This window comes from Bradyrhizobium archetypum (assembly GCF_013114835.1).
Lineage (GTDB): Bacteria > Pseudomonadota > Alphaproteobacteria > Rhizobiales > Xanthobacteraceae > Bradyrhizobium > Bradyrhizobium archetypum.
Genome location: NZ_JAAVLW010000001.1, coordinates 772389 through 798826, shown reverse-complemented (window position 1 = coordinate 798826; position 26438 = coordinate 772389). Strand labels below are relative to the sequence as shown.

Annotated in this window: 19 protein-coding genes and 1 pseudogene; 13 read left to right on the top strand and 7 right to left on the bottom strand. The window is 62.2% G+C overall.

The window, feature by feature from the left end; translation table 11 throughout:
- Window positions 1-87: 87 nt before the first annotated feature.
- Window positions 88-297, top strand: coding sequence for a hypothetical protein (locus HCN50_RS03515; protein WP_171708431.1), 210 nt, complete (start codon window positions 88-90; stop codon window positions 295-297).
- A 12-nt stretch (window positions 298-309) separates the two neighbouring features.
- Here the strand turns inward: HCN50_RS03515 and HCN50_RS03510 are convergent, their stop codons facing one another.
- From HCN50_RS03510 to HCN50_RS03500, 3 genes are all read right to left on the bottom strand, one after another.
- Window positions 310-1503, bottom strand: a complete 1194-nt coding sequence (locus HCN50_RS03510; protein WP_171708203.1) for a M20/M25/M40 family metallo-hydrolase — start codon at window positions 1501-1503, stop codon at window positions 310-312.
- 155 nt (window positions 1504-1658) lie between these two features.
- Entirely contained in the window at window positions 1659-4847 is a 3189-nt protein-coding gene (locus HCN50_RS03505) for an efflux RND transporter permease subunit (RefSeq protein WP_171708202.1), read from the bottom strand.
- 26 nt (window positions 4848-4873) lie between these two features.
- On the bottom strand, window positions 4874-6115 hold the full coding sequence (locus tag HCN50_RS03500) for an efflux RND transporter periplasmic adaptor subunit (protein WP_171708201.1): 1242 nt from the start codon (window positions 6113-6115) through the stop codon (window positions 4874-4876).
- A 202-nt stretch (window positions 6116-6317) separates the two neighbouring features.
- Between HCN50_RS03500 and HCN50_RS03495 the strand changes: the two genes are divergently transcribed.
- Window positions 6318-6917 (top strand): TetR/AcrR family transcriptional regulator, encoded by a 600-nt coding sequence (locus HCN50_RS03495; RefSeq protein ID WP_171708200.1) that lies wholly within the window; start codon window positions 6318-6320, stop codon window positions 6915-6917.
- 1319 nt (window positions 6918-8236) lie between these two features.
- On the opposite strand, the gene greA is transcribed toward HCN50_RS03495, so the two are convergent.
- From greA to HCN50_RS03480, 3 genes are all read right to left on the bottom strand, one after another.
- A complete protein-coding gene (greA, locus tag HCN50_RS03490) occupies window positions 8237-8719 on the bottom strand; it encodes a transcription elongation factor GreA (RefSeq protein WP_171708199.1) in 483 nt (160 codons plus the stop codon).
- 135 nt (window positions 8720-8854) lie between these two features.
- Window positions 8855-10360 carry a helicase HerA domain-containing protein gene (locus HCN50_RS03485; RefSeq protein ID WP_171708198.1) on the bottom strand — a complete coding sequence of 502 codons (1506 nt, stop codon included), beginning with the start codon at window positions 10358-10360 and terminating at the stop codon, window positions 8855-8857.
- Between the two features lie 134 nt (window positions 10361-10494).
- A complete protein-coding gene (locus HCN50_RS03480) occupies window positions 10495-11379 on the bottom strand; it encodes a LysR substrate-binding domain-containing protein (protein ID WP_171708430.1) in 885 nt (294 codons plus the stop codon).
- Between the two features lie 138 nt (window positions 11380-11517).
- Between HCN50_RS03480 and HCN50_RS03475 the strand changes: the two genes are divergently transcribed.
- From HCN50_RS03475 to HCN50_RS03455, 5 genes and pseudogenes are all read left to right on the top strand, one after another.
- Complete coding sequence (locus HCN50_RS03475) at window positions 11518-12279, top strand: SDR family NAD(P)-dependent oxidoreductase (RefSeq protein ID WP_171708197.1); 762 nt, start codon at window positions 11518-11520, stop codon at window positions 12277-12279.
- A gap of 23 nt (window positions 12280-12302) precedes the next feature.
- Window positions 12303-13148: a transketolase gene (locus HCN50_RS03470; RefSeq protein WP_171708196.1), complete on the top strand. Its 846-nt coding sequence runs from the start codon at window positions 12303-12305 to the stop codon at window positions 13146-13148.
- Complete coding sequence (locus HCN50_RS03465; protein WP_171708195.1) at window positions 13148-14164, top strand: transketolase family protein; 1017 nt, start codon at window positions 13148-13150, stop codon at window positions 14162-14164. The genes HCN50_RS03470 and HCN50_RS03465 overlap by 1 nt, the downstream gene beginning before the upstream one ends.
- A gap of 253 nt (window positions 14165-14417) precedes the next feature.
- A pseudogene (locus tag HCN50_RS03460) lies at window positions 14418-14597 on the top strand (TRAP transporter large permease subunit); the annotation flags it as partial.
- Between the two features lie 217 nt (window positions 14598-14814).
- Entirely contained in the window at window positions 14815-17109 is a 2295-nt protein-coding gene (locus HCN50_RS03455; RefSeq protein ID WP_171708194.1) for an MHYT domain-containing protein, read from the top strand.
- A gap of 216 nt (window positions 17110-17325) precedes the next feature.
- Here the strand turns inward: HCN50_RS03455 and HCN50_RS03450 are convergent, their stop codons facing one another.
- Window positions 17326-18174 carry a response regulator transcription factor gene (locus HCN50_RS03450; RefSeq protein ID WP_171708193.1) on the bottom strand — a complete coding sequence of 283 codons (849 nt, stop codon included), beginning with the start codon at window positions 18172-18174 and terminating at the stop codon, window positions 17326-17328.
- Window positions 18175-18281: 107 nt separating this feature from the next.
- On the opposite strand from HCN50_RS03450, the gene HCN50_RS03445 reads away from it, so the two are divergent.
- The 6 genes from HCN50_RS03445 (at window position 18282) to HCN50_RS03420 (ending at window position 26254) form a co-directional block, all read left to right on the top strand.
- Entirely contained in the window at window positions 18282-19094 is an 813-nt protein-coding gene (locus tag HCN50_RS03445) for a hypothetical protein (RefSeq protein WP_311966969.1), read from the top strand.
- Window positions 19095-19393: 299 nt separating this feature from the next.
- The gene (locus HCN50_RS03440) at window positions 19394-20206 is read left to right on the top strand and encodes a hypothetical protein (protein ID WP_171708192.1); all 813 of its coding nucleotides are present in this window, start codon (window positions 19394-19396) and stop codon (window positions 20204-20206) included.
- A 132-nt stretch (window positions 20207-20338) separates the two neighbouring features.
- Window positions 20339-22261, top strand: coding sequence for a hypothetical protein (locus HCN50_RS03435; RefSeq protein ID WP_171708191.1), 1923 nt, complete (start codon window positions 20339-20341; stop codon window positions 22259-22261).
- 48 nt (window positions 22262-22309) lie between these two features.
- Complete coding sequence (locus HCN50_RS03430; RefSeq protein WP_171708190.1) at window positions 22310-24487, top strand: type I secretion system permease/ATPase; 2178 nt, start codon at window positions 22310-22312, stop codon at window positions 24485-24487.
- Window positions 24488-24525: 38 nt separating this feature from the next.
- The gene (locus HCN50_RS03425) at window positions 24526-25890 is read left to right on the top strand and encodes an HlyD family type I secretion periplasmic adaptor subunit (protein ID WP_171708189.1); all 1365 of its coding nucleotides are present in this window, start codon (window positions 24526-24528) and stop codon (window positions 25888-25890) included.
- A 160-nt stretch (window positions 25891-26050) separates the two neighbouring features.
- Window positions 26051-26254 (top strand): hypothetical protein, encoded by a 204-nt coding sequence (locus HCN50_RS03420; RefSeq protein WP_171708188.1) that lies wholly within the window; start codon window positions 26051-26053, stop codon window positions 26252-26254.
- The last annotated feature ends 184 nt before the right edge of the window (window positions 26255-26438 follow it).

Here is a 26438-nt window from a genome sequence, read left to right as displayed (position 1 = left end):
CCAGTTAGCGAGCAGCAGGACAAGGCGCCAGTAAGCCATGTAGCCAGCGGCGCCAATGCCCATCCGCACCGATGAGGCTCTCCTGTGGTGATTAAGATCATCGCGGTGCTCTGCAGTCTCTCCTCTCCGGCAAATTGCCACGAGAAGACCGTCACCACCTCAGACTTCGCGGACGTGTCGGTGCAGTCTTGCCTGGTCGGCGCGCCGCAGCTCGCCGAGTGGATGAAGCAGCATCCCGCCGAGCGCCTGGCGGCATGGCGATGCGTGATTGGCAAACGGGATGGCAGGGGAGCTTAGGGTACAAGCAGCTCATCGCATGGTCGCAAGTTGTACTGCGAGCATGCATGCCCGGTCGTACTCGTCGAGATTGATCCATTCGTCAATCGTGTGCGGCTCGTTTTGCCCTGCACCGAAGGTCACGGTCGGAACACCGTGGCGGACCATCCAGTTCGCGTCCAGGCCGCCACTCGCGGCGCGGATGGTTGGCGTTTTGCCGATAGCGGAGACCGCGGCGACCGCGCGTTTCACGACCGGCAGGCTTTCCTTCATGCGGAACGGATAATAGTCGGTCTCGGCCTTGAACTTTACGCGGCCTGACTTGCCGTCGCTGTTCTTGACGCGCTTCGCGGCCTTTTCGAACGCGGCCTTGTAGGCCTTGGTGATCTCCCTGAAAAACTTCGCATCGTGGCTGCGGCTTTCTCCGCGCACGTGCACATAGTCGGTCACGACATTGGTCGCGTCACCGGCCGGCCGTCCGTCGCCGCCGGTGACGGGACCCACATTGCTCGTGCCTTGCCGTTTGCCCTTGACCACCTTGCCAAACCAGCCGCCGGCCTTTACGTCGGCGAGCGCAAGCGCAAGGATCATGGTCGAACTGATCCCGCGCTCCGGCGCGACGCCGGCATGCGAGGCACGGCCGAAAATCTCGACCTGCCAGCGATCCGCACCGACGGCCCCGATGGTGACATTGGAGGCAGAGCCGCCGTCGTAGTTGAAGGCCATGACCGGCGAGCCGAGGTCGTGGGTCTTGACGTGGCGCGCCCCCCAGAGCCCGCTCTCCTCGCGCACGCAGAACAGGAGCGTGATCGGCGGATGATCAAGCTTCTGCTTCGTCAGTTCGGCTGCCAGCGTGACGAGAACGCCACAGCCGCAGCGGTTGTCGCCGCCGAGCGCGGTCTTCGCCTCGTTGACGATCTTGCGCCCCGTTAGCTTCGGCTTGGCGCCGGCGCACAGCGGCACGGTGTCCATGTGGGTCATGAACATGATCCGCGGCTGGTTGTGCATCGCGCCGCGGCCGGGCAGGTCGACAATGAGGTTGCCGGTCTCCGTCGGCACGGGAATGCGTGTATTGGCGTCGTCGAGGCGGATCGCGTCCGCCGGGACGCCGCTTTTCTGCAGCGCCGCAGCTAGCTCGCGCCCGATCGCTGCCTCTCTTCCAGTAACGCCCTCGACAGCGAGGAAGCGAATGAGGCGATTGGTGGCGGCCTGAGTGTCGATAGACATGACTGGTCCCTTTGACGAACGAGCATCTTTCGCGGCGCAAGGCCACGCAGACGCTTCGCTGGGTTAATTTAGAGCGGAGCAGGCCGGAATTCGCAAGGCAAAGGGACCTGTTGAACGTGCACAACTTGGCGCTTCCGGGCAACCCCGACGTTTCATCAGGGGCTGGCCTCCGGCGCGTGACTGGCAGCCCCACTGGCGGAATGGTTTGTCAGTGGCTTCAGTCCCGTGACGGTGCGCAAAAGAACGTAGAACACGGGTGTCAGGAACAGGCCAAACACCGTAACGCCGATCATGCCAGAGAAGACGGCAACGCCCATGGCTCGGCGCATTTCCGAACCGGCACCGGTCGAGAGCACCAGGGGCAAGACGCCCATGATGAACGCCATCGAGGTCATCAGGATCGGACGCAGCCGCAGGCGGCTCGCCTCGATTGCGGCACGAATCGGCGAACGGCCTGCGAATTCCAGCTCGCGTGCGAATTCGACGATAAGAATCGCGTTCTTGGCGGACAATCCCACCAGCACGATCAACCCGATCTGGGTGAAGACGTTATTGTCTCCCTTCGACATCCAGACGCCGAACATCGCGGCAAGCAGCCCCATCGGTACGATCATGATGATCGAGAGGGGCAAGGTGAGGCTCTCGTAGAGCGCTGCCAGAACCAGGAACACCAGCAGAATCGCCAGCGGGAAGACCCAGATGCCGGAATTGCCTGCGATGAATTCCTGATAAGTCAGGTCGGTCCATTCGAAAGCAAAGCCGGGCGGCAGTACTTCAGCGGCGATACGCTCGGCGGCGGCCTGCGCTTGTCCCGAGGAATAGCCAGGTGCCGCGGCGGCGTTAATGTCGGAAGACAGGAACCCGTTGTAACGGATCGCGCGCTCAGGCCCGGCGCTCTGGCGAATCTTCAGCAGCGCTGAGAGCGGGATCATGTCGCCGGATGCGGAGCGCACCTTCAGTTGCCGGATGTCGTCAGCCCGTGCACGGAACGGCGCGTCAGCCTGAACATAGACTGAATAGGTGCGGCCGAACTTGTTGAAGTCGTTGACGTAGTATGAGCCCAGATAGATCTGCAGCGTGTTGAAGACCTCGGTCACGGGGACGCCAAGCTGCAAGGCCTTAGTGCGGTCAATATCGGCGAACAACTGTGGCACGTTGACCTGGAAGCTCGAGAAGACGCCGGCGATTTCCGGTGCCTTCTGCATCGCGGCCATGAACGCCTTGGTCGCCTCGTTCAGCGCGTCATAGCCGAGGCCGGCGCGGTCCTCGATCTGGAGCTTGAAGCCACCGATGGTGCCGAGCCCGTTGACCGGCGGCGGCGGGAACATGGCGATGAAAGCTTCCTGGATCCCGGCATATTTCTTGTTCAGCTCGGCCGCGATCGCGGGGCCACTCAACGCGGGATCCCTGCGCTCGTCGAACGGCTTCAGCGTGGAGAACACGATTCCGGCGTTGGAGGAGTTGGTGAAGCCGGAGATCGAAAGGCCGGGAAACGCCACCGAGCTCTCGACGCCGGGCTGCGTCAGCGCAATGTCGCTCATCTTGCGGATGACGTCTTCGGTGCGGTCGAGCGTGGCCCCGTCGGGCAGGCGTGCGAAGCCGACGAGGTACTGCTTGTCCTGGCCTGGGACGAAGCCGCTTGGCACCTGCTGGAAGAGCAGGGCGGTCAGGCCGATCAGGAGCACATAGACGCCCATCACCGCCGCCTTGCCGGAGATCACTTTGGAGACGCTGCCGCCATAATTCTCCGAAGAGCGCGCGAAGGCTCGGTTGAAGCCGCGGAAGAACCAGCCGAAACCTTTTTCCAGAATGAGCGTCAGCCTGTCCTTGGGCTCATTGTGGCCCTTGAGCAGCAACGCCGACAGTGCCGGCGACAGCGTCAGCGAATTGACCGCGGAGATCACGGTCGAGATCGCGATCGTCAGCGCGAACTGCTTGTAGAATTGCCCGGTGAGGCCGGAGATGAAGGCGAGGGGAACGAATACGGCAATCAAGACCAGTGCGATCGCGATGATGGGGCCGGAGACTTCCCGCATTGCCTGATAGGTGGCGTCTCGCGGCGACAGCCCGGCCTCGATGTTGCGCTCGACATTCTCGACCACGACGATCGCGTCGTCGACGACGATGCCGATCGCGAGCACCAGGCCGAACAGGCTAAGCGCATTGATGGAGAAGCCGAACACGTGCATCACGGCAAATGTGCCGACGATCGACACCGGCACGGCCAGGAGCGGAATGATGGAGGCCCGCCAGGTCTGGAGGAACAGGATGACCACCAGTACCACCAGCGCGATCGCTTCCAGCAGCGTATGGATCACCGCCTCGATCGACGAGCGCACGAACTGCGTGGGGTCGTAGACGATCTGGTAGGATACGCCCTCGGGCATGTTCTTCTTGATCTCGGCCATGGTGGCGCGGACGCGGTCGGAGATCTGGAGCGCGTTGGAGCCCGGCGCCTGGAAGATCGGGATCGCCACCGCCTGCTTGTTGTCGAGCAGCGAGCGCAGGCCGTATTGGGACGCACCTAATTCGATGCGCGCAACATCGCGCAGCCGCTCCACCTCGCCACGCGAGCCGGTCTTGACCACGATGTCGCCGAACTGCTCCTCACTTGCGAGCCGACCTTCGGCGTTGACCGACATCTGAAGGTCGATGCCCTTGACGCTCGGTGAGGAGCCAACCACGCCGGCGGCGGCCTCGACGTTCTGCGCCTGGATCGCCCTCACGATGTCGCTTGCGGTCAGGCCGTGCTCGGCGGCCTTCTGCGGATCGACCCAGACGCGCATCGAGTAGTCCCCGGCGCCGTAGAGCTGGACATCACCGACGCCGTCGATCCGCGCAAGGCGGTCCTTGACGTTCAGCACCGCGTAATTGCGGAGATAAGTCATGTCGTAGCGATTGTTCGGCGACAGCAGGTGCACGACCATCGTTAGGTCGGGCGAGCTCTTCTTGGTAATAATGCCGAGCTGGCGAACGACCGCCGGCAGGCGCGGCTCTGCCTGCTGCACGCGGTTCTGCACAAGCTGCGTCGCCTTGTCGGGATCGGTGCCGAGGCGGAACGTCACTGTCAGCGTCATCGCGCCGTCAGTGGTTGCCTGACTGCTCATATAGAGCATGTTCTCGATGCCGTTGATCTGCTCTTCGATCGGCGTTGCCACTGTTTCCGCGATCACCTTCGGATTGGCGCCAGGGTAGGTCGCGCGCACCACCACGGAGGGCGGTACGACGTCCGGATACTCCGAGATCGGCATGGCGAAGAGCGAGATCAGGCCGGCCAAAAAGATCACGATCGAAAGCACGCCGGCAAAAATCGGCCGGTCGATGAAGAATTTTGAGAGATTCATTGCGATGCCCCAAGCGCTGCGGGTAGTTAGCGCTGCGCGATTTGCTGGCTGCTGTCGTTCGATGCTTGCTGTGGCCCACGCGAGCCCATCGCCGCAATTTCGGTCTTCAGGAGTGCGCCCGGGCGTACCCGTTGCAGCCCATTGACGACGATGCGGTCACCGGATTTTAGGCCGCCCGTCACGATGCGCAGTCCATCGACGGAGCCCCCGAGCGTTATTCCGCGATAGATCGCGCGGTTGTCGTCGCTGACCACCATAACGAACTTCTTGTCCTGATCGGTGCCGATGGCTCGCTCGTCGATCATCACCAGCGTCTGTTGCTGCGGCTGGCCCATCCGCACCCGCGCAAACTGGCCGGGGATGAGGCGGCCATCATCGTTCGGGAATACCGCGCGGACGCGTATCGTGCCGCTCTGACCATTGACCTGATTGTCGATCAACTGGATATGGCCTTTGGCCGATGTGCCGCCAGAGGTGGTCATCTCGACGGGTATTTGATCAAGATTGCCGCGCTTGCCCGAACTATCTGCAATGGAATTCAGCGCCCGCAGCACGATCTCTTCGTCCGCATCGAAACTCGCATAGATCGGGTTGACAGAAACCAGAGAGGTCAGGACCGGCGAGGCTGTTCCTGCGGCCACGAGATTTCCGACGGTCACCTCGATCTTGCCGACGCGGCCATCGACGGGCGCGCGGACCTCAGTGTAGTTTAGATTGAGCTTTGCAGTCTGCAGCGTCGCTTCGGCGGCCTTCACATTGGCGATCGCTTCGCGATTGGCATTGTCGCGCTGATCGAAATCGCGCCGCGTGACGACGGCGTTGCCAACAAGCTGCGCGCCGCGCTCAACTTCGCTGGCAGTGAAGATCGCACGCGCCTTTGCTGCCTCGAGCTGCGCGCTTGCCTTATCCACTTCGGCGGCGTAGGGCGCCGGATCAATCTTGAACAGGACGTCGCCGGCTTTCACGAGCGCACCCTCGGCAAAATTGGCCGACAGGATCGCGCCCGCGACGCGTGGGCGAAGCTCGACGCGGTTGACGGCTTCGAGACGTCCAGAAAAGTCATCCCACAGCGCGGTCCGGCGCGGCTCGATTACCGAGATCGTGACAGAGACGGCTTGCTCGGGTGCGGTCCCTGTGGTCGCCTGGGCCGCATGAAAATAGCGGCCGCTCGCGATCGAACCGGCCGCCACGAGGGCGCCGATAACGGCAACGCCGCCGACAATGCGTCGGAATCGGCTAAAAGGGGTGGTCTTGTCGGATGGGGGCATTTGCGCGCTCCATAATTGTAGTGTTCGCTACAGATGTGGAGCTGGACGGCAGTCTGCAAGATACTTATGTACTGCACACTACGAAAATCTTATATCGCAAGCCGCAGCACTGGAAATCAAATAAAAGAATCACGAGAAATCAGAAGGTTAGAGGAAAGAACGCCGAGCGGAAAACGGCGTCGGCTTCAAGGGAGTAACGCGAATGGCCATGGGACGCCCCAGAGAATTCGACGCCGATGCCGCATTGGATCAGGCGATGGAGGTCTTCTGGAGAAATGGCTATGAGGGCGCAACCATTGCTCAGCTTACCGAGGCGATGGGCATTAACCCGCCGAGCCTTTATGCGGCTTTTGGGAATAAGGAAGGCCTTCTGAAGGCCGCTCTCGACCGGTACACGGCCAAACGTGCGGCCTGGATGGAGCAGGTTTTGAGCGCGCCAACTGCCCGCGATGTCGCGGAGCGGATGCTCATGGGTACCGCAGACAGCCAAACCGATCCCGATAATCCGCCCGGTTGCCTGCTCGTGCAAGGCGGTCTTGCGTGCGGTACGGGTTCGGAGAACGTTCCCTTCGAACTCGCAGCGCGCCGTGCATTAACCGAAAGTCAACTGCGCGAACGCTTCGTCAGGGCGAAGAAAGAGGGCGATCTGAAGCCGGCCGCCGACGCTGCCGCGCTGGCGCGCTATCTGTCGGCGGTATCCGCCGGCATGGGCGTGATGGCGTCATCGGGCGCCGATCGCGAAGCGTTGCGTCAGGTGGCGAACGTATCTGTCAAAGTTTTCGAAGAGCAGTCGGCAAAGTGAGAGGTCATTTTCTTCGAGCCGATGCGCGATGAAGATGCGACGTCGGTTAAGGAGAGACGGCATAGCCTATGGTGCCTAATACGACGGTTGACGTTATCCGCGAGATAGTCCGTTGCGCGCTCTGCAGCGTTGCATGCCGGTCGAGGCCTTCATCAAGACCGGCGATCGTAGTATGGGTTCCTATCTCACCCAGCCACTGTTTGATCAGGTAGCGTGGGCATTTCGCGAGCGCTGAACTCAACCATTTTGGGTAGCGAACGTTGGACCTGTTGCAATATCTGGTAGCCAGACGAGCGATTGGCGACCATCATTTGGCGACAACAGCCCTGTGAATTGCTCGCCTGTCCGTAATTTTACCGTCATAAACCTTTTCCGGGCCTCAGCACTTGAGTAGGATGAGCCCGGGCCACCGATGAGGGTGTGTAATGACGGGACCTGCTCAATTGGCAATAACACCACGAGACCGTTTTCTTGAGGCGGCACAAAAAGAGCTCGCCGCGTTTGAGCGACGAGAGCGCGAATTTTCCAAGAAGGAACGTAAAGAACGGGCTGCAGAACTACGGATTCCGACCGACAAAACTGAACCGCACTAGGCGAATCGCTGTATCAACATAGTAGCTGACCGTCAGCTGACATAGATCAGAATGAACCTTTGGGCCGCCTTCCAGGGCGGCCTCCACATTGGTTAGCAAGGCCGCCTTAGTTGGGTGCTTGGCAATTCCGCTTGCCAGCATTTTTCGCTTCCGTCCCAAGCGGGCCCTCACTGTTTGCTGGTTGGTTTGTGGATTGGGATTTGCGCACGATTGCAGATGACGGCCGCTGACCTCGATGTGCGTCGGACAACCTATAGGCTTCGCGCCGGGGAACGAGCGCCGAGCGCTTGATTGTGCTGCGGCGACGCGGCGCTCCTCTCGGTGCGAACGATCGGCTCGAGATTAGGCCGCCCATAATTTGCCGGCCATTTCTGACACGAAACTGACCAACGTCCTCGACGATGGGCGTGCCTGCGAAAATAAAATAGATCTGTCACAAATTCTCGATGGTGCTTCCGCAGCGCGCCGCGCGTCAAGCGCAGGAACCAAAGCGCACGGTCCGGGTGGGGACGGGCTAGAGCATGATGATTTTTGGTTAGATGAGTTTAGCCGCGGAGGCGCTTTCCCTCTCCCGCTTGCGAGGGAGGTCGGCACGAAGCGCCGGGTGGGGGCTCTCTCCACTCGGGCAGTGTCGCCCGCGGAGATACCCCCACCCAACCCTCCCCCGCAAACGGGAGAGGGAGCGCACCTTCTTCTGGTCGCAATCAAATCTAATTTCATCATGCTTTAGGAGATCGAAATGATCTCAAGCTTTTGACCGGCTGTGTCGACCTCATCCCCAACAGCTTTGCCCATCAGAAGTCTTGCCACTGGTGATACGTAGGAAATTGAACCGGCTTTGGGGTCCGCCTCGTCCTCTCCCACGATACGATATTTCTGCACGCGCCCATCGTCTCGCCTGAACGTCACGGTGCTCCCAAAGGCGACAGCGTCAGTCGACGTCGGATCGGCGATAACCTGGGCCGTGCGAACTCTCGTCGCAAAGTAGCGCACATCACGCAGAGGGGCTGCTGATTGCCGTCGTCGTTCATTGACGTCTTCGATCTTCTGCGCGGCCGCGTACGCGTTGCGAGCCTGGTCGAGCTGAAATTCCAGCGCCGTTAGTCCGGCTTCCGTCACAAGGTTCGGATGAGGTGAAACCGGGCGGTCGGGAAGCAACGTCTCCGACGCGGTTTCGGCACTGTCTTCCTTGGTAAAGGCAACGCTCAAGCTCAGGCTCCTTTCAAGGGACATATGAAAAAATCGGTCGGCGACAAGATCGCGGACGCGTCAAACGGACTTTAGCGCAACGCGCAACGACTTTTGCGAATCATATACCGCGGCGTGAGACCGGCAACCATCTCATCATAGAGAACCGGTGCAGCCTGGCTCCGCCGGCAGTTCCGCGGCATTGGGGTCGCCCGGTGCGGTCGCCCAGGCCAGCTCGACGAGTGTCACGATCCGCCGGCCGGAGCCGTCAAGCTGGCAAACGATGAGGCCCTGCTCCTCGATGTAGGTCAGCAGGCGCCGTGCACGGCGCAACGAATGGGAGCCATAGGCGCGCGCAATCGCCGCATCGCCCGGGCAGGGCCATCCCTCCTTCGCGGCCCGGGCGATCATCATGAAGACGCCCTGCATGTCCTCCGGCAGAAGCGAGGCGCGGACCGAGACATCCTGCCACCCGTCATCCTCGGCCATATCGGAGCCGAGCCCGGCACGGGCGCGCGTCAGCATGCGACGGAAGTCAGCCAGGTCCGGCACGGCCGAACCGAGGCCCTCTATTCGGCAGCGGACCACGAACTCCTGATAAAGGACGCCGATGGCACGGAATCCCGCGTCGGGTTCCGCCATGATGGCGCGCAGTATCCGGTCCACTCGCTCGCGTCGCTCCGCCAATTCCTCGGCGCTGAGTGGCTGCTCCACCGCTTCGGGACGGCTCTCCAGCGCCGCGGTTTTCGCCGCCATGAGCTGGCCGAGCAGGTCTGGCGGCGAGCGTCGTTGCGGCCGATTGTTCTCGGGCGGCGGCGCGGCCAGGATGATGGCGCGTGCGTCCGGCGTCGCTTCGGGCAGAGGCATCAGGCGCGGGGTCGCGTTACGCGGCGTGGTATCCGTCGGACCTATGCACAGCTCGAGCGGACGGCGGGAGAGGGCGGGCCCCAGCGCCATGAACTGCCCGCGCTCCAGATCCCGAAAGGCCTCTGCGTGTCGCCGCTCCATGCCCAGAAGGTCGGCGGCGCGCGCCATGTCGATATCCAGAAAAGTCCGGCCCATGAGGAAATTGGACGCTTCGGCCGCGACGTTCTTGGCAAGCTTTGCCAGCCGCTGGGTAGCGATGATCCCCGCAAGCCCGCGTTTGCGGCCGCGGCACATCAGGTTGGTCATGGCGCCGAGCGAGAGTTTGCGCGCCTCGTCCGAAACCTCGCCGGCGGCTGCCGGCGCGAAGAGCTGCGCCTCATCCACCACCACCAGCATCGGGTACCAGTGGTCGCGGGCGACATCGAAAAGTCCGCCGAGGAAAGCGGCGGCGCGCCGCATCTGATTCTCGGCGTCGAGCCCCTCGAGATTGAGCACCGTGGAGACGCGATGGATTCGCGCTCGCTCGCCGGCGACCTGCAGGCCGCGCTCGGTATGGTCCTCGGCATCGATCAGGAGATGGCCGAAACGGTCGGCAAGCGCCACGAAGTCGCCTTCGGGGTCGATGATGGTCTGTTGCACCCAGGGGGCGCTCTGTTCCAGCAGCCGGCGTAGCAGATGGGATTTGCCGGAGCCTGAGTTGCCCTGCACCAGCAGGCGAGTCGCAAGCAGTTCCTCAAGGTCCAGAGTCGCCGGGGCGCCTGCCCTGGTGTGTCCCATCTCGATCGCAACGGCCATGTCTCGACTCAAAGTATCCTTGCGGAGGCGGGCTTAACAATCTGGTCGGAGCCCGTCGAGCGCCCATGGCCGACCACTCCTCGTTCTCCACGGTTGATCTGCTCCACGAATTGCTGGACAAATGGATACGAAGCTTAGCGCTTCGTTTGCGCAAGTTCCGCCATGATCCAATCGGCAAATGCCCGAACCGCGCGGCGCTGCCGGTTGGCGCGGGGGAATACCAGATGATGGCCGACATATCGGACATCGACGGCGCGGCCGGCAAGCGGCGCGACCAAGCGGCCGGTCTCGATCTCGCGTTCGGCGAGGCGTGTCGACTCCAGGGTGACGCCGAGGCCGCTTGAGGCCATGGCAATCGCGAGGAAGCTGCGATCGAAGCGCATGCCATGGATCGCGGGCGACTCAAGCCCGTTCGCGGCGAACCACTGATGCCACTGGACCTGCTTGACCTCTGAACGGATGAGTACCTGGCCGAACAAGTCCTTCGGCTTGCGGATTTTCTTTGCCAGCGCCGGTGCGCAAAGCGGCGTAACCGTCTCTTCGCCGAGCGGGACGATTTCCAGGGCCTCGCTCCTCGGCTGCCCATAGACGATATCGAGATCGAAATCGTCGTTGCTGAACCGGGCGTATTCGGTGCCGGCGGCGAGCCGTACTTCCAGCTTGGGTTCGGCAGCGATGAATTTCGCGAGCCGCGGCGCCAGCCACTGCGCCGCGAAGCTCGGCGCGCAATGGACCCGAAGCAGTAGCGGGCCGCGGCCGGCCACCTCTTCAATGCCGCGGCGCAGATTGTCGAATGCGGCGCCGGCGTGACGCATCAGGTTATGTCCGGCCGGCGTCAACCGGATCGAGCGGGCGCTGCGCTCGAAAAGCGTGGTGCTCATCGCGCTTTCCAGCTTGCGGATCGCGTGACTGACGGCGCTCGGCGTCAAATGGAGTTCGCTGGCGGCATCGCGGAAAGAGCCGGTGCGCGCGGCCGCCTCGAAGGCGCGGACCGCTGAAATCGGGATATTGGAGAGCAACATGCCATAAGTGAACCAGATTCATCTATCGACGACAACTGCGCGTTTGTCGGGATATCGGATGGGGCGTAGTCGATATCATCAAGAAGCAGTGCCGATCGACGGCGCCTTGCAGGGTCGAATGTCAGGGAGGAATGCATGCTGCTACGCGGCAAGACGGCGGTTATCTCGGGCGCAGCATCGCCGCGCGGAATTGGCCTGGCAACCGCCCGGCGGTTTGCGGCGGAAGGTGCCCGGGTCGCGATCATCGACATCGACGGTGCGGCGGCAGAGGCCGCAGCTAAAGGCCTGGAGGAGCTTTCCGACGAACCCCATCTGGGTCTCGCATGCGACGTCGCCGACCAGAAATCCTGCGTGAAGGCGACTGACGCTGTGATCGGCGCCTTCGGCCAGATCGACATCCTGATCAACAACGCCGGCATTACCCAGCCGGTGAAGCTACTCGAAATTACGCCGGCAGATTGGGAACGCATTCAGGACGTCAATCTCAAGGGCGTGCTGTTTCTCTCCCAGGCGGTGATCCCGCATATGCGCCGGCGCAAGTCCGGCTCGATTGCCTGCATGTCGTCGGTCTCGGCGCAACGCGGCGGCGGCATCTTCGGTGGCCCGCATTATTCGGCGGCCAAGGCCGGGGTGCTGGGCCTCGCCAAGGCCATGGCCCGCGAGTTCGGACCCGATGGCATCCGCGTCAATTGCGTCACGCCCGGCCTGATCGGAACCGACGTCACGGCCGGCAAGCTCACCGACGAGATGAAGGCAAAGATACTCGAAGGCATTCCGCTCGGCCGTCTCGGCGAAGCCAATGACGTCGCGGGAATCTACACCTTCCTCGCGTCAGACCTCTCCGCCTACGTGACAGGGGCGGTGATCGACGTCAACGGCGGCATGCTGATTCACTGAGCAGCAGGAGAGGGGAGATCGCCATGGAAACGACTCCGACAATTGCCAATGCGCCGACGCTGGCGCAGCGCGCCTACAACATCCGCCGCAATGCGCTGCGGATGGGCGAGGTTCAGGGGCAAGGCTACATCGCGCAGGCGCTTGATATCGCCGACGTGCTCGCGGTCGCCTACTTCCACGCCATGCACTACCGGCCGGAGCAGCCGTCCTGGGAGGGGCGCGACCGCTTTCTGCTCTCGAACGGCCATTATGCCATTGCGCTCTATGCGGCCTTGATCGAGGCCGGGATCATTCCCGAGGCCGAGCTCGAGACCTATGGCAGCGACGAAAGCCGCCTGCCGATGTCCGGCATGGCCTCCTACACGCCCGGCATGGAGATGTCGGGCGGGTCGCTCGGGCTCGGCTTGAGCATCGCCGTGGGAATTGCGCTCGGGCTGAAGCGCAAGAATTCCAGTGCGCGGGTTTTCACACTGTTCTCCGACGGAGAACTCGACGAAGGCTCGGTCTGGGAAGCGATCATGTCGGCAGCTCACCACAAGCTCGACAACCTCGTCGCCATCGTCGACGTCAACAACCAGCAGGCCGATGGTCCCTCGACGGAAATGATGGCGTTCGAGCCGCTGGTGGACAAACTCCGCGGGTTCGGCTGGTTCGTGCAGCGCGTGGACGGGAATGACCTCGATGCGGTGGTGGCGGCATTCGACACCGCCAAGTCTTGTCCCGAGCCCAGGCCCCGCATCATCGTCGCCGATACACTGATGGGCAAGGGCGTTCCGTTCCTGGAGCAGCGCGAGAAGAACCACTTCATCCGCGTCGAACCGCACGAATGGCAGCTCGCGCTTGGCGCGCTCGAAGCAGGGAGGCAGTGATGAAGCCAAGTGGATCAGCAGCGCCGACGGGAAAGCCGCGCCTGACTACGTCGGCCATGATCGCCTCGATCGCGGCCGAAGGACAAAGGACCAGGCCGGCGCCTTTCGGGCATGCGCTCGTCGAACTCGCTCGCAACCGCGCCGACGTGGTCGGCATGACGGCCGATCTCGGCAAGTACACCGACCTGCATATCTTCGCCAAGGCATTCCCTGACAGGTACTACCAGATGGGCATGGCCGAGCAGTTGCTGTTCGGCGCCGCCTCGGGATTTGCGGCCGAAGGCTTCATGCCATTCGCGACCACGTACGCCGTGTTCGCCTCACGCCGCGCCTACGATTTCATTCATCAAACGATCGCGGAGGAAGACCGCAACGTGAAGATCGTGTGTGCCCTGCCGGGCCTGACCTCGGGCTATGGTCCAAGCCACCAGGCGGCCGAGGATCTCGCACTGTTCCGCGCCATGCCGAACATGACAGTGATCGATCCCTGCGACGCGCACGAGATCGAGCAAGTGGTGCCCGCGATTGCCGCCCATCAAGGCCCCGTCTATGTGCGGTTGCTGCGCGGCCAGGTGCCGGTGGTGCTCGACGAGTACGGCTACAACTTCGAACTCGGCAAGGCATCTCTGATCCGGGACGGCCGGGATGTCCTGATCATCTCCACCGGCTTCATGACGATGCGCGCGCTCGAGGCCGCGAAGGCGCTGACCGGCGACCGTGTGGACGCGGCCGTACTGCATGTTCCGACAATCAAGCCACTCGACAGCGAGACGATCCTCCGCGAAGCCGGCAAGCCAGGCCGGCTGGTCGTCGTTACGGAGAACCACACTGTGATCGGCGGCCTCGGCGAAGCGACTGCCGCGCTCTTGATGCGTTCCGGCGTTCATCCGGTCTTCCGCCAGATTGCACTGCCCGACGAGTTTCTCGCCGCCGGCGCGCTGCCCACCCTTCACGACCGCTACGGAATTTCCACCGCGGAAGTATCAAGACAGATCAAGCAATGGCTAGGGCGCTGAGACCCTAACGGCGCTCCATAACAAACTCCGGCAACATCGGTCGGTTCGCAGCTCGGCTGCGCGGAATGACGGTTGCCGCCCATCGCTGGGCCCTCGGGTCCCCTGCCAACAAGAAAACTACGGGAAACACGCCACTCAACCGTCCCGTCGGGCCCGCATGCCAAGGAGGAATCGATGACCACGCGCAAGCCGATGATCATGAGCCGCCGGACCCTGATCATGGGCGCGGCCGCCCAGGTACACGCGCATTCCCTATCCGATGCTGGTTGAAACCGTCTCGCTCTCGGGTGCCATCCTGCTCATTATCGGTGCGGCAACCGGCATGGCCTGGGCGCTGACGCAGTCGGGCTTCTCGGCGTCGCTCGCCAAGGTCATGACCACGCTGCCGGGCGGCGTGCCAATGTTCCTCGCCGCGACCACGATCGGCTTCCTCTAGCAGGGGCGACAGCGCATTTTCGATTCAAATTCGCGTTGAAGTCATTGAATAATCGGGTGGATTTTGATCTCGCTGTTCGGAGGTTCGATCCCTCCCGCCGAGGCCATGCTTTCCGCCCGGGCCTGACACCTCGACAGCCTGCTATTCGGCGCGGGAACAATGCATTGTCGGCAAATCAGTGCTAGTTTGATGCTTTCGCTGCGCCGTCTATGGAATGCATCACCATCCAGGCTCCCACGACCCCGTTCTTGTCGCGCTGTCGATCCTGATCGCCGCGCTTTCTTCCTACACTGCGCTGGACCTCGCGACCCGCATGCGGGCCGCTTCCGGCTCCGCCAGCCTGGGCTGGCTAGGGGCCGCGGCAGTCGCCATGGGCGGCGGCATCTGGTCGATGCATTTCGTCGCCATGCTGGCATTCAGCCTTCCTGGGATCGAAATTTCCTACGATCCGCTGCTCACGCTGCTCTCGCTTGCCCTTCCCATCCTGGTCGCGGCAGCCGCGTTCGTTGTCGTCAGCCAGCGGTCGAACGCGCTTGTCGTTTCCGGCGTTGGCATGGGGCTCGCGATCTCCGGCATGCACTATACCGGCATGAGCGCGATGCGGATGGCGGCTTCCATCCACTACGATCCGGTCTGGGTGGTGCTTTCCATCGCCATTGCGATCGGAGCTTCCATCATCGCGCTACGGCTCGCTTTTCACATGACGAGCGTGCTCGAGCGGATATCGGCGGGAGTCGTCATGGGCCTGGCGATCTCCGGGATGCACTACGCCGCCATGCGGGGCTCGTCCTTCATTCCAGCGGATGTCCTTGGCCGCGCCGTGCACGGCGCGGTGGGGCAGGCGCCGCTCGCGTTCCTTGTCGCCGGCACCACGATCGTCGTCCTTGTCATCGGGCTCGCCGCGGCCCTGTATGATCGCGCCTCGGCGGAACGCGCCGACCGCGAAGCCGAGGCGCTCAGGCGAAGCGAGGAGCGATTCCGTCTGCTGGTGGAGGGGGTGGCCGATCACGCCATCTTCATGCTCGATCCCGAGGGACGGGTGGCGAACTGGAATCTCGGCGCGCGCCGGCTGATCGGCTACGGCGACGAGATCGTCGGCACGCACTACGCCATCCTTCATACCGAAGAGGATCGCGACTCCGGAGCTCCCGATGCCGTGCTTCAGGATGCAAAACGGGAAGGCAAGTCGACAGGCGAGGGCTGGCGTGTTCGCAAGGATGGCAGCCGCTTCTGGGCCGAGGCGACGATTCGTGTGGTGCAGAACGAGCGTGGCGAAATCATCGGCTTTGCCAAGATCGTGCGGGATGTGACGGAGCGCCGCCTGGCGCAGGAAGCCCTGGAGCGCACGCGCGACGCCCTCGTGATATCGCAGAAGATGGAGACTGTCGGACAGTTGACCGGCGGCGTCGCCCATGACTTCAACAACATCCTTGCCGTGATCCTGGGCAGCCTCGAACTCGCCAAGAAGCGCCTCCAGCCGGAAGATCCCAGAATTCATCGGCTCCTTGACAACGCGATCCAGGGGGCGCTGCGCGGTGCTTCGCTGACCCAGCGCATGCTGGCGTTCGCGCGCAAGCAGGACCTCAAGCCCGTCGTCGTGGATGTCCCCGAGCTGGTGCGCGGCATGGCGGCTCTCCTGAAGTTTGATCCGGGTATCCGGGTCGAGACCCGTTTTCCGATCGAGCTTTCGAAGGTGAAGGTCGATGCCAACCAGCTCGAGCTCGCGATCCTCAACCTCGCCGTCAATGCCCGCGATGCGATCGCGACGGGCGGCGTCATCAGCATCGCCGCACGCGAAGAGCACGCCATCGATGGTCTTGCCGAGGGACGGTACGTCGCGATCTCGGTGAGCGACACCGGCTGCGGCATGAATGAGGAGACGCTCAAGCATGCGCAGGAGCCGTTCTTCACGACCAAGGGCGTCGGCAAGGGAACCGGTCTCGGCCTCTCGATGGTGAAGGGGCTCGCCGAACAGTCCGGAGGTGCGCTGCTGCTGAAGAGCCGCATCGGCGAGGGGACCACGGCCGAGATCTGGCTGCCCGCCTCCCAGGATGAAGAGCTGCCCGCGCCTCATGCCGCCGAGCCGTCGCGCCCCGCGTCGCGCAGCAGTCGCCCGATCTCCGTGCTGGTCGTCGATGATGACCTGCTTGTGCTCGACAGCGTCGCTGCGATGCTCGACGATCTCGGTCACGCCGTGATCGAGGCGCGCTCCGGCGAGGAGGCAGTCCAGTTGCTGCGCCGAATGCCGAAGATCGACATCGTGGTAACGGATTACGCCATGCCGGGGATGAACGGGCTGCAGCTCGCCGAGGCGGTGGCCGCCGAGCGTCCCGGCACGCCCGTGGTGCTCTGCACGGGATACGCCGAGCTGCTGGGCTCCGCGCAGCCTCATCTGCCACGCATTTCCAAGCCGTTCGATCAGGCGGCGCTGGTGGCCGTCATTGATGAGGTGATGCGCGCGCAGGCAGCTTCGCGCTCGGTTTTGACCTTGCACCCGAAGCGGGCTTGATCCTTCCCTGGGCAGGGCAATGACAATGGAATTGGCGACGCAAAGGTCTCCGAAGCATCCTGTTCTTTCGTGGCCCCTATCGGAAGGATTAACACCAATGATCCGGTATCGGCAGCGCTGGTTGTGGCCCGTCGCGACGGATTCATTTTTCCGCGAGATGGCGCCGGCACGCAGCGCCGAGAAGCGATTGCTAGTAGGATACGGACGACCTGACCGTCAGGTTGAATCCGCGGAAATCACTTCGATAGCGCCGCTCGCGGAGACGCGAGCCGCCGCGATCGCGACCTGTGTCCGGTTGCTCACGCCCAGCTTGCGCATGATTTCGCGGACATGGACCTTCACGGTCGTTTCGGTCATGCCGAGCTTGCGGCCGATCACCTTGTTGGGGTCGCCTTGGCGGAGACAAGCGAGAACGGCGTGCTGTCGCTCGGTAAACTCGGGTGCATGCCGCGCGCCGTTTGAGCCATTGTGGCGCTGCGCGCCTAGCGCGTTATCATCGAAAAGGGGGACTTGCTGGTCGTAAGGGCCATCCTCCGGCCCCAGGGGAGGGGCCTGCGCCTGTTGTTCAAGCCCGGGAAGCGCCTGCTCCTGGGGCACGTCCGCTTGTTTGTATTCAACCCGCGCCGGTGCGCTGAAGGTGTGACCGGCCAGGATGGCGGCGGGCGGAAAATAAGTGCCGCCATGGAGGACAAACGAAAGTGCATGCAACGCAAGCTCGGGGGCCATGGAATTGCTGAAGTAGCCCCGGGCTCCGCAACGGATCGCGGCGAGAACGGTGGCGGGGTGTTCATCGTCGGAGACGATAGCCAGTGCCGCCTCGCGGCGAAGCGTATGCAATACCTGTATCTCGGTGAAGACCTCGTGGGCAGAGGGAGCGCCGACGCTGTAAATCAGCATGTCGCATACGGCGCGCTCGACAAGCTTTGTGTGAGCTTCGTCAGGATCGAGCGAAATCAGTTCGACGCTTTCGTTTCGAGCCCACGGACTTAAGAAGCTCTCTGCGCGAGCCCGTCTGAACGCCATCGCATCGACAAGGAAAACCGTCTTCCGAAACGGGACTGACATAACGCGCCCCTCACATTACGTCCTATGACTTTTCGTCCTATGACTATCGATAGGTTCCATCCGATTCATCGGAATCGATGTGAAACAGATCACTTTGCATCTTAATTGTGCATAAAAGTTTACTATGGTTCAAACGGAATGCCAAGCGGTGCGAGCCTCAAGAGGTCGTCGAAAGCAATGGAACTACAGCAGGATGGCAAGCAATTTTTAGTTGCCGTGCTTGCAGAGCAGCGGTCGCCCAACGTTCGCTGCTATATCTTTCGATATGTGCGTCTTTGGCCATGAAGCCGTTACGATCAAATGATCGGCCTGCATTTTCCGGACACATTGCCATGTTTGTCAGCAAGCTGCCGCCAAAACCGGATTTCGACATGCTCGCTGCCGCGGCTCCCGCCTCGGCGGATCGCCGCACATTCATTCTCGCCCTGATGGGAAACCTGATCTGCAGTTGGTCGAATAATGAAAGCCTTTTCATCTACGTATTGATGATTCTCTTGCGCACGGACGAGGCCTCCGCCGCAGTCGTGTTCGCGACGCTGAACACAACGCGCGCGAGGTTGGATCTGATCCAGCGGCTGGCCAAAATCAGGGTCAGCGACAAGGCTCTGTCGAAGAACCTGACAACTCTGATCGAACGCTTCTCGGAATCGACCAAGGTTCGCAACGAGCTGAATCATTGCATGTTCATTTTCGATTCCTCGGGCGCCATCACCCATACGCAGTCGATGCGGCTCATGGAAACACGGTCGAGCCTGAGATTCGGAGAGATAAAGGCGCTGGACGAAAGCCGTCTGCAGGAGATGCTGCGGACGACCAACGAAATGACGAAAATCAACCGTGAGATCTGGGATCTGCTGCCGCGGCTCGAAGCGCATGTTCATGGCGTGCAGCCGAAAGCCGTTCCGCTCGACGCAGCTTGATGCGGGACGACGACGGGCGGGGCCGGCCTCGTTCCGCCCCTCTTCATTCCAACGCAGAAATATTAGCGAGTGCCGCTCGCATCGATGGTTGATATCGCAAGATACGGCGCTGCATCCAATGCGTGCATGTTGTTGGCGAAGCTGTGGCGGCATTCTGGCCGCGCCGGCCTCCGCAATAACGCGAGGTGCCGGCGGTCGGAAGAACCGACGTAAAGAGCACCGCCGCGTATCGAAGACCGCAGACTTAGAAGATCAGCGATCTCCGCCCGCCCGCGATGCTCCAACCGCAGGAGCGCGTCATGGTGTATCCAAAGCCGAAGTGGGATCCCAAGCATCAGGATCAGGACCAGGAGCAAGACCAACTGCAGGCGCAGGCCAATCTTCAGGCTCAGTTGCAGGGTCAGGGCCAAGGCCAGTTGCAAGGCCAGGGCCAGGGTCAGGGGCAATACCAGACCGCGGTCCAGTCGCTGGAATCCAACAGCAGCAACGACAACTGGAATGCCAACGGCAACCTGAACGGCAACGGAAACCTGAACGGCAACCTGAACTTCAATGAGAACAAGAACGAGGTCGACAACGAGGTTGACAACGACGTCGACAACAGGGTCGACAACGATATCGAAAATAAGATCGAGAACACGGTCGAGAACAAGGTCGACGTTTGTGTCGACGTAAAGGTCGACCTTGAACTCGACACTGACGGCCTGAGCACTCCGGTCATCGATCTCACTCACTTCACCACGCACGGCTCTGTCGTGATGCCCGACGTGGTCACCCAGACGATGGGCGATGGCAACCAGTTCAATATTGATCAGGTCAACAACCTGCTCGATCAGGACACCAACAGCTCTTCTGCCAGCTACGATGGCGGCGGCGGCGGATCATGGTGCAACCCGGGTGCCGGCTTCGACATGGACGCCAAGATCGAGGGCGGAACGTCAAGGATCGATACCGACAATATTGGCGACCGTGCAAACGTCGCTTCCAGTGCCGATGCAGTTCTCAACCAGTCTGCATTCGACCAGAACATCACGCTGGGTGCTAACATCCAGTTCAACAGCGTCAGCATTCAGGCCGCCGGCGATAATCTGACGGACAACGATATCGGCTAGTTTCGCGTTCGATCCGCGCGGCGTTAGCCGCGCGGATTTTTCTTCCAGTCATTTTCATTTCAGTCGCTGCGATCGCCGGGGAGAACGGAGGCCTATGGCGGCTTCAGTACTCCACGGCGACGGGAGGTTCCCATGGCGTCAGCGAGCGTCGTTGAAATTATTTCCCACTTTGCAGGCTATTTTCGGATCTTCCACGACATCGCCCGGGACCGCGTCGAGTTCGATGAAAGTCTCGCACCTCGTCCATCTGACGACTACACGACGCTGCGGCCGAACTACAGTTATCGTGTCGCTCCCGACGACATGGAAACCGCGGCGGGCCCGGTGCCGGAACTGATGCCGGACGATCCTATTCATTTCGTTCGCGGCCGCCCGCTTAAGCTGCTCCACGGCCCGCAGGACGACGATTTCGATTTCTTTCCGCGTTCGCAGGCACCGAACGGGCCGCTGCCGAAACCGCCTGGCGGGGGCGGAGGAGGGGGTGCCGAGCATCACGTCAGGGTGAAATATCAGGAAGGCGGCGAGCAGACCCAACTGACGGTTCACCAGTACAATTTCATGCACGATGACGACGTCAATCTGCCGGCGGATGCGTTGGTCGTTGCACCGCTGATCGCGCACCTCAACGGCGATGCGATGGCCGTCGTTGAGCAATTGGCGGCCGACGCGAATGCAGAGATTCCTGCCGACTGGCAGATGCCGCAAACCGATGGCGGCGCGACGGATTTCCTGATCGCGCACGACGCGGCCTGGGCCGCGCGCGGCGGTACGCCGGATGCGAACTCGGTTATCCCCGGCTACTATGTCAATGGCGAGCTGCAGCAGCGGCCAGCGGAGTCGACGGCGCCGGTCGAAAAGTTGCCGGATACCGGCGATGGCATCGGCCAGTGGGCCTCGATGGGCGGCAACCTCAGTGTCAACGGGGCGCTGATCGTCGATATCGGTGAGGCTGCCCGCACCATGCTGGTGATGGGCGATTACTTCAAGACCAACGCCATCTTCCAGACCAACATCATCGTCGACAATGACGAGGTCAGCGTATCGGGCGGCAGCCGCGCGCCGTCGTTAACTAGTGACAACGCGAACGTCGCCACCAACATCGCCGATTTCGCCCAGAACCCCAGCATCTACGACGGCTTCGCGGCCCGGATGGCCGGCCCGAACTGGGTCATCGACGTCGTCGACGGTGACTATTACAGTGTTCACGCGGTAGCCCAGGTCAACTGTCTCTCCGACAACGATGTGGCAATGCAGGTCAGCAGCAGCCATTACAACCTCGTCGGCGGCCACAATCAACAAGGCAATCTGTCCCTGATCTATGACGGCAGCATTCAATACGACCTGATCATCATCAAGGGCGGCTATCACGGCCTGAACGTGATCTTTCAAAACAACATCCTGCTGGATGACGACAATATTGCGATGGCGGCCGACGGCGTCGAGCCGTTTCAATCAGCGAGTTCGGGCGGCAACAGCCTGTCGAACGAAGCCGCGGTTGCAAACTATGGCGGCGATACTTTCGACGAGATGCCTGGCAATCTCGAGCTGATCCAAAGCTTGATTGCCGCCGGCTTGACATCGCTCGATCCCGAACTGGCCAGCGCCCTTATCGGCCATGGCGGCCCCCTGAAGGTGCTCTACATCACCGGAGACTATTACGACATCAATGCGATCTGGCAGACCAACATCACTTCCGACGTTGATGTGATGTATCAGCTTCAGAACCAGCCGCTCGCCGACCTGATGGCGCTTGATCCCGATGGGGCCGTGACGCAGTTGGTTACCACCGGCGGCAACGAACTGGCCAACGACGCTGCCATCGTCGATCTCAATCCTGACGCCACCTACGTCGAGGGTCAGATCTACACCGATTCCATTCTGGTGCAGGCCAACCTGGTGCCGACGGCGTCCGATAGCGACGTCAACGCCGATGCCAATGCGCTGGTGACCGAACTGATTGCTTTCGTGGACGATGCCCAGGATACGACGAGCCCGCCGCCGGCGGCGATCGTCAATTCAGTGCAGGCAGACCCGATGGCGAGCGTGCTGCACTAGCGGCATGAGCAGGCGCTTTGTTTATTTCAGTTGCAGGAGAGTTTTCAGATGTGGGGCTGGGATGATCGTTCAGGCAACGCCGGGAGCTTGCGCCTTACTCAGCATGACGAAGCAACGGCGAGCGCCGCCAAGATAATTCCGCTTCGCCCGTGGTTTGATCCGCCGCCTTCGCGTGTCGGAGATTCGCTCGTCAAATTTGCCGACGAGAAGGGTGTTTCGGCCGAAGCCAGCACTGCGCCCAGGATCGCCGAGCCACGGTCGGCCGAGCCATTCCTGCGGAAGGTGGCCAAGACAGAGGCCAAGACGGTGGCCAAGCCCGAGGCCAGAACCGAGGCGCGGGCGGAAGCCAAGACGCCGGCGCCGGGATCTACCGTCGTGATCGAGCAGGCGGTTCCGGCGCCGCCGCTCCGCACCGGAGGTGACAAGAACGGTGGCGGCTCCTCAGGCGGCAGGGGTGGAGGCGGCGGTGGCGGTAATTCGCCGCCACTGCACAAGCGTTCCAGCGACAATGAATTCAGGGACGTGCTCGGCAGCGGTCTGGCGAACGCTCGCCGCAACCTGGTGACCGTTGGATTGTTCTCGGTTGCGGTCAACCTCCTGGTGCTCGCGATTCCAATCTACCTGTTCAACATGTCCGATCGCGTGATGACCAGCCGCAGCACGGACACGCTGGTGATGCTCACCATCATCGTGGTCATCGCGATCGGGGCGCATGTGCTGATGGACATGATGCGCCGCATCATCCTGATGCGGGTTGCGGTCGAAACCGAGGCACGATTGGGCGGTCCGGTCCTGAGTGCTGCCGCCAAGGCCGCGCAGAGCGGATCCAGCCGCGAATTCCAGACATTGGCGGACCTGCAGCACCTGCGCGCGTTCATTACCGGTCCGGTGCTGCTGACGATGTTCGATACGCCGGTGGCGCCGGTCTATTTTGCCGTGGTGTTCCTGATCCACCCGCATCTCGGATTCATCGTGCTGGGATCAGGCGTCGCGCTGGTCGTCGTGGCGCTGTTGAACCAGCGAGTTACGGCGCTCCCGTTCAACCAGGCCAATAATTACGGCACGAGGGCCAATCTGCAGGCTGAATCGATGGCCCGCAACGCCCAGGTCATCAATGCGATGGGCATGATTCCGGAAGGCGTCGTGGTATGGGGCCGCGAGACCGTGGAATCCCTGAAAGCGCAGGTGATCGGGCAGGACCGCAATATCCTGATGACGGGCCTGTCGAAGTTCCTGCGGTTGTGCACCCAGATCGCGATCCTGGGCTGGGGCGCGTGGCTGGCGCTGGAAAGCCAGATTACCAGCGGCATGGTGATCGCGGCTTCGATCGTCGCAAGCCGCGCGCTGGCGCCGCTGGAGGGCACGATCGAAGGTTGGCGAAACTTCGTGCAGGCGCGTTCGGCCTATGCCCGCGTCAAGGCGCTGCTGTTGAACTCGCCGCTCAACCTGGAGCGGCTTCGCCTGCCGCGTCCAGCCGGATATCTCAATGTCGAACGCATTCTCTACGTGCCGCCGCCGAACAAGAAGGTGATCCTGAACGGCATCAGCTTTCAATTGAAACCCGGGGAATCGCTTGCCATCGTCGGAGACTCAGGCACGGGCAAAACCATGCTGGCTCGCATGCTGGTCGGATCGATCATCCCGACCGCCGGCAGCGTGAGGCTCGACATGATGGACCTGCGCAACTGGGACCCGCGCCAGTTCGGCGAGAGCGTCGGCTACCTGCCGCAGGACGTCCAACTGTTCCCGGCAACCATCAAGGCGAATATCGGCCGCATGCGCGACGACGCACGCGACGAGGATGTGTTCGATGCCGCCGAGATCGCCGATGTGCATGAGATGATCTCGAGCTTTGCACAAGGCTATGAGACCGTCGTCGGCATGGACGGAAGTCCGCTGTCCGGCGGCCAGCGGCAGCGGATCGGGCTGGCGCGCGCGTTCTTCGGCAATCCCCGCCTGCTCGTGCTCGATGAGCCGAATTCGAATCTCGACGCCAATGGCGAGCGGGCGCTTGCCAAGGCGCTGCTGCGCGCCAAGGAAAAGCAGATCACGGTGGTGACGATCACCCAGCGCGCGGCGCTGCTGATGAGCGTCGACAAGATCATGATCCTGCATCAGGGCGCGGTGCAGGCCTTCGGCAGCCGCGACGAGATCATTCCGATGATTACCGGACGCAAGCCGAACAGTACCCCGACCGGACCGGACGGTCCGCCTTCGTTGAATTGAGCGGCGCCGGGCGGGTTTGACAGGAACGAGGTTGCACGATGGCCAACAGGAAAATTGCGGAGCGCGCCGCCAAATCCGATGGCACCTGGTACGATTCGCTGCCGCGATCGACCAAGCTGCCGACCGTTGCCGGCGCGCTGATCATGGCGGTGGTGCTGATGGGATTCGGAGTCTGGGGCAACATGGCGCCGATTGCCGGCGCCGTGGTCGCTTCCGGCGTATTCGTCGTTACCGGGCAAAACAAGATCATTCAGCATCTGGAAGGCGGCATGATCCGCGAAATCTACGTACGCGAGGGCGACACGGTGGAAGCTGGACAAACCTTGCTTGAGCTTGACGACACCGCGGCGCGCGCGGAGCTGCAGCGGCTGTTCCTGCGGCGAATCCGCCTGACAGCCATCGATGCGAGGCTGCAGGCCGAGACAAAAGAGGAAAACGACGTCACGTGGCCGGCCGAGATCGGCCACTGGCTTGCGAACTCGTCCGAGGTGAAGGAAATCGTCGACAGCCAGCAGATGACGTTTGCGGCGCGCCGCAACAATCTCAACAGCGACATCAAGAGCATCCGCGAGAGCATCAACGCCCTGGAGGAGCGTATCCGCGGATCTCGGGTGCAGCTCGAGGCGGTCCACCGTCAGATCGTTCTGCTCGACGAGGAAATCGTCACCAAGGACAAGCTGGTACAGGCCGGCCTGGTGCGCAAGCCCGAGCTGATGGTGCTGCAGCGGTCGAAGGCCAATTTGGAAGGCGAAGTGGGCCGCATCATGGGCGACATCGGCGATGCCAAGGAACGCATTGCCCGCGCGGTCGAGCAGATCAACGGCGTGCGCAAGACCGCGATCAAGACCGCGGTCGAACAGATGCACGAGGTGCGGGGCGAACTGGCCGACGTCCGCGAGCGGATGTTGAGCGCCAAGGGCGTGCTCGATCGTATCCGCGTCACGGCGCCGGTCAGCGGTGTTGTGGTGAAGCTGCGCTATCACACGCGGGGTGGCGTCGTCGAGGCCGGCAAGAACATCATGGAGCTGTTGCCGCTGAAGGACGAGCTCATCATCGAGGCGCGATTGCGGCCGCAGGATATCGACCATGTCAAGCACGGGCAGACCGCGATGGTGCGGCTGACCGCGTTGAACCAGCGCATCACGCCGATGGTCTCCGGCGACGTCGTGTACCTGTCGGCCGATACGCTGGCTGACGAAAAGAAGTCCCAGCAGGTCGGGCCGACCGACATCTATCTCGTCCGCGTCAAGCTCAACCGCGAGGAGAGCCGGAACGTCCCGAACTTCAGCCCGACGCCGGGCATGCCGGCCGAGGTCTACATCAAGACGTCGGAACGGACCTTCTTCCAGTACCTCGTCAAACCGATCCACGACAGCATGACGCGTGCATTCCGGGAGCGCTAGGCGATCCGGTCGGTGAATATCTTGTCGTGCAGTCGAGACCGAACGTATTTCATCGCCGGGCGCGCAAATGAATCCTGCAAAAGCACCCGGCCCGACGACGAGGCCGCCAAAGACGCCGCCCGACCAACAGCCTTCACTGCCTGAACGGACCCGCATCAGAATGAGCGCGCTCGGAGCCGCGCGATGTCCGAATCTTGCCGGCCGGGAAGGGGTTGTCATCGGCTCGGGCCGTTATCGCAGCACCGTCCGCGTCATGTTCGACGGCTTCAAATCGCCGACATCGCTGCACATCAGCTATATTGAGCCTGCAGTTGAGAAGGAAGTGCCTGGTCCGGAACGCTATGTCCCCGGTTCTCGCCGATAGAAGCAACCGCTAGCGTGTCCCCAGCAATTCGACGACGCGCCGAAAGCGGTGGGGAAGGCGGCAAGTTCCGCCTGGCTGGAACTGTCAGGCCTGCCAAGCGTTGAATTGTCGTCGGGCGAACATTCGTTCGTGATCCCGCTTGTCTTCTGTCGCCGAGGTGCCGCCTGCTGCAAAGCTCATCCAT

Excerpts from the sequence above, each read along its gene's own strand:
- HCN50_RS03505 (WP_171708202.1), bottom strand. The coding sequence starts at position 4,847 with ATGAATCTCTCAAAATTCTTCATCGACCGGCCGATTTTTGCCGGCGTG.
- HCN50_RS03450 (WP_171708193.1), bottom strand. The coding sequence starts at position 18,174 with ATGTCAGTCCCGTTTCGGAAGACGGTTTTCCTTGTCGATGCGATGGCG.
- HCN50_RS03495 (WP_171708200.1), top strand. The coding sequence starts at position 6,318 with ATGGCCATGGGACGCCCCAGAGAATTCGACGCCGATGCCGCATTGGAT.
- HCN50_RS03435 (WP_171708191.1), top strand. The coding sequence starts at position 20,339 with ATGGCGTCAGCGAGCGTCGTTGAAATTATTTCCCACTTTGCAGGCTAT.
- HCN50_RS03485 (WP_171708198.1), bottom strand. The coding sequence starts at position 10,360 with ATGGCCGTTGCGATCGAGATGGGACACACCAGGGCAGGCGCCCCGGCG.
- HCN50_RS03500 (WP_171708201.1), bottom strand. The coding sequence starts at position 6,115 with ATGCCCCCATCCGACAAGACCACCCCTTTTAGCCGATTCCGACGCATT.
- HCN50_RS03465 (WP_171708195.1), top strand. The coding sequence starts at position 13,148 with ATGAAGCCAAGTGGATCAGCAGCGCCGACGGGAAAGCCGCGCCTGACT.
- HCN50_RS03470 (WP_171708196.1), top strand. The coding sequence starts at position 12,303 with ATGGAAACGACTCCGACAATTGCCAATGCGCCGACGCTGGCGCAGCGC.
- HCN50_RS03440 (WP_171708192.1), top strand. The coding sequence starts at position 19,394 with ATGGTGTATCCAAAGCCGAAGTGGGATCCCAAGCATCAGGATCAGGAC.
- HCN50_RS03430 (WP_171708190.1), top strand. The coding sequence starts at position 22,310 with ATGTGGGGCTGGGATGATCGTTCAGGCAACGCCGGGAGCTTGCGCCTT.
- HCN50_RS03455 (WP_171708194.1), top strand. The coding sequence starts at position 14,815 with ATGCATCACCATCCAGGCTCCCACGACCCCGTTCTTGTCGCGCTGTCG.
- HCN50_RS03510 (WP_171708203.1), bottom strand. The coding sequence starts at position 1,503 with ATGTCTATCGACACTCAGGCCGCCACCAATCGCCTCATTCGCTTCCTC.
- HCN50_RS03425 (WP_171708189.1), top strand. The coding sequence starts at position 24,526 with ATGGCCAACAGGAAAATTGCGGAGCGCGCCGCCAAATCCGATGGCACC.
- HCN50_RS03420 (WP_171708188.1), top strand. The coding sequence starts at position 26,051 with ATGAGCGCGCTCGGAGCCGCGCGATGTCCGAATCTTGCCGGCCGGGAA.
- HCN50_RS03475 (WP_171708197.1), top strand. The coding sequence starts at position 11,518 with ATGCTGCTACGCGGCAAGACGGCGGTTATCTCGGGCGCAGCATCGCCG.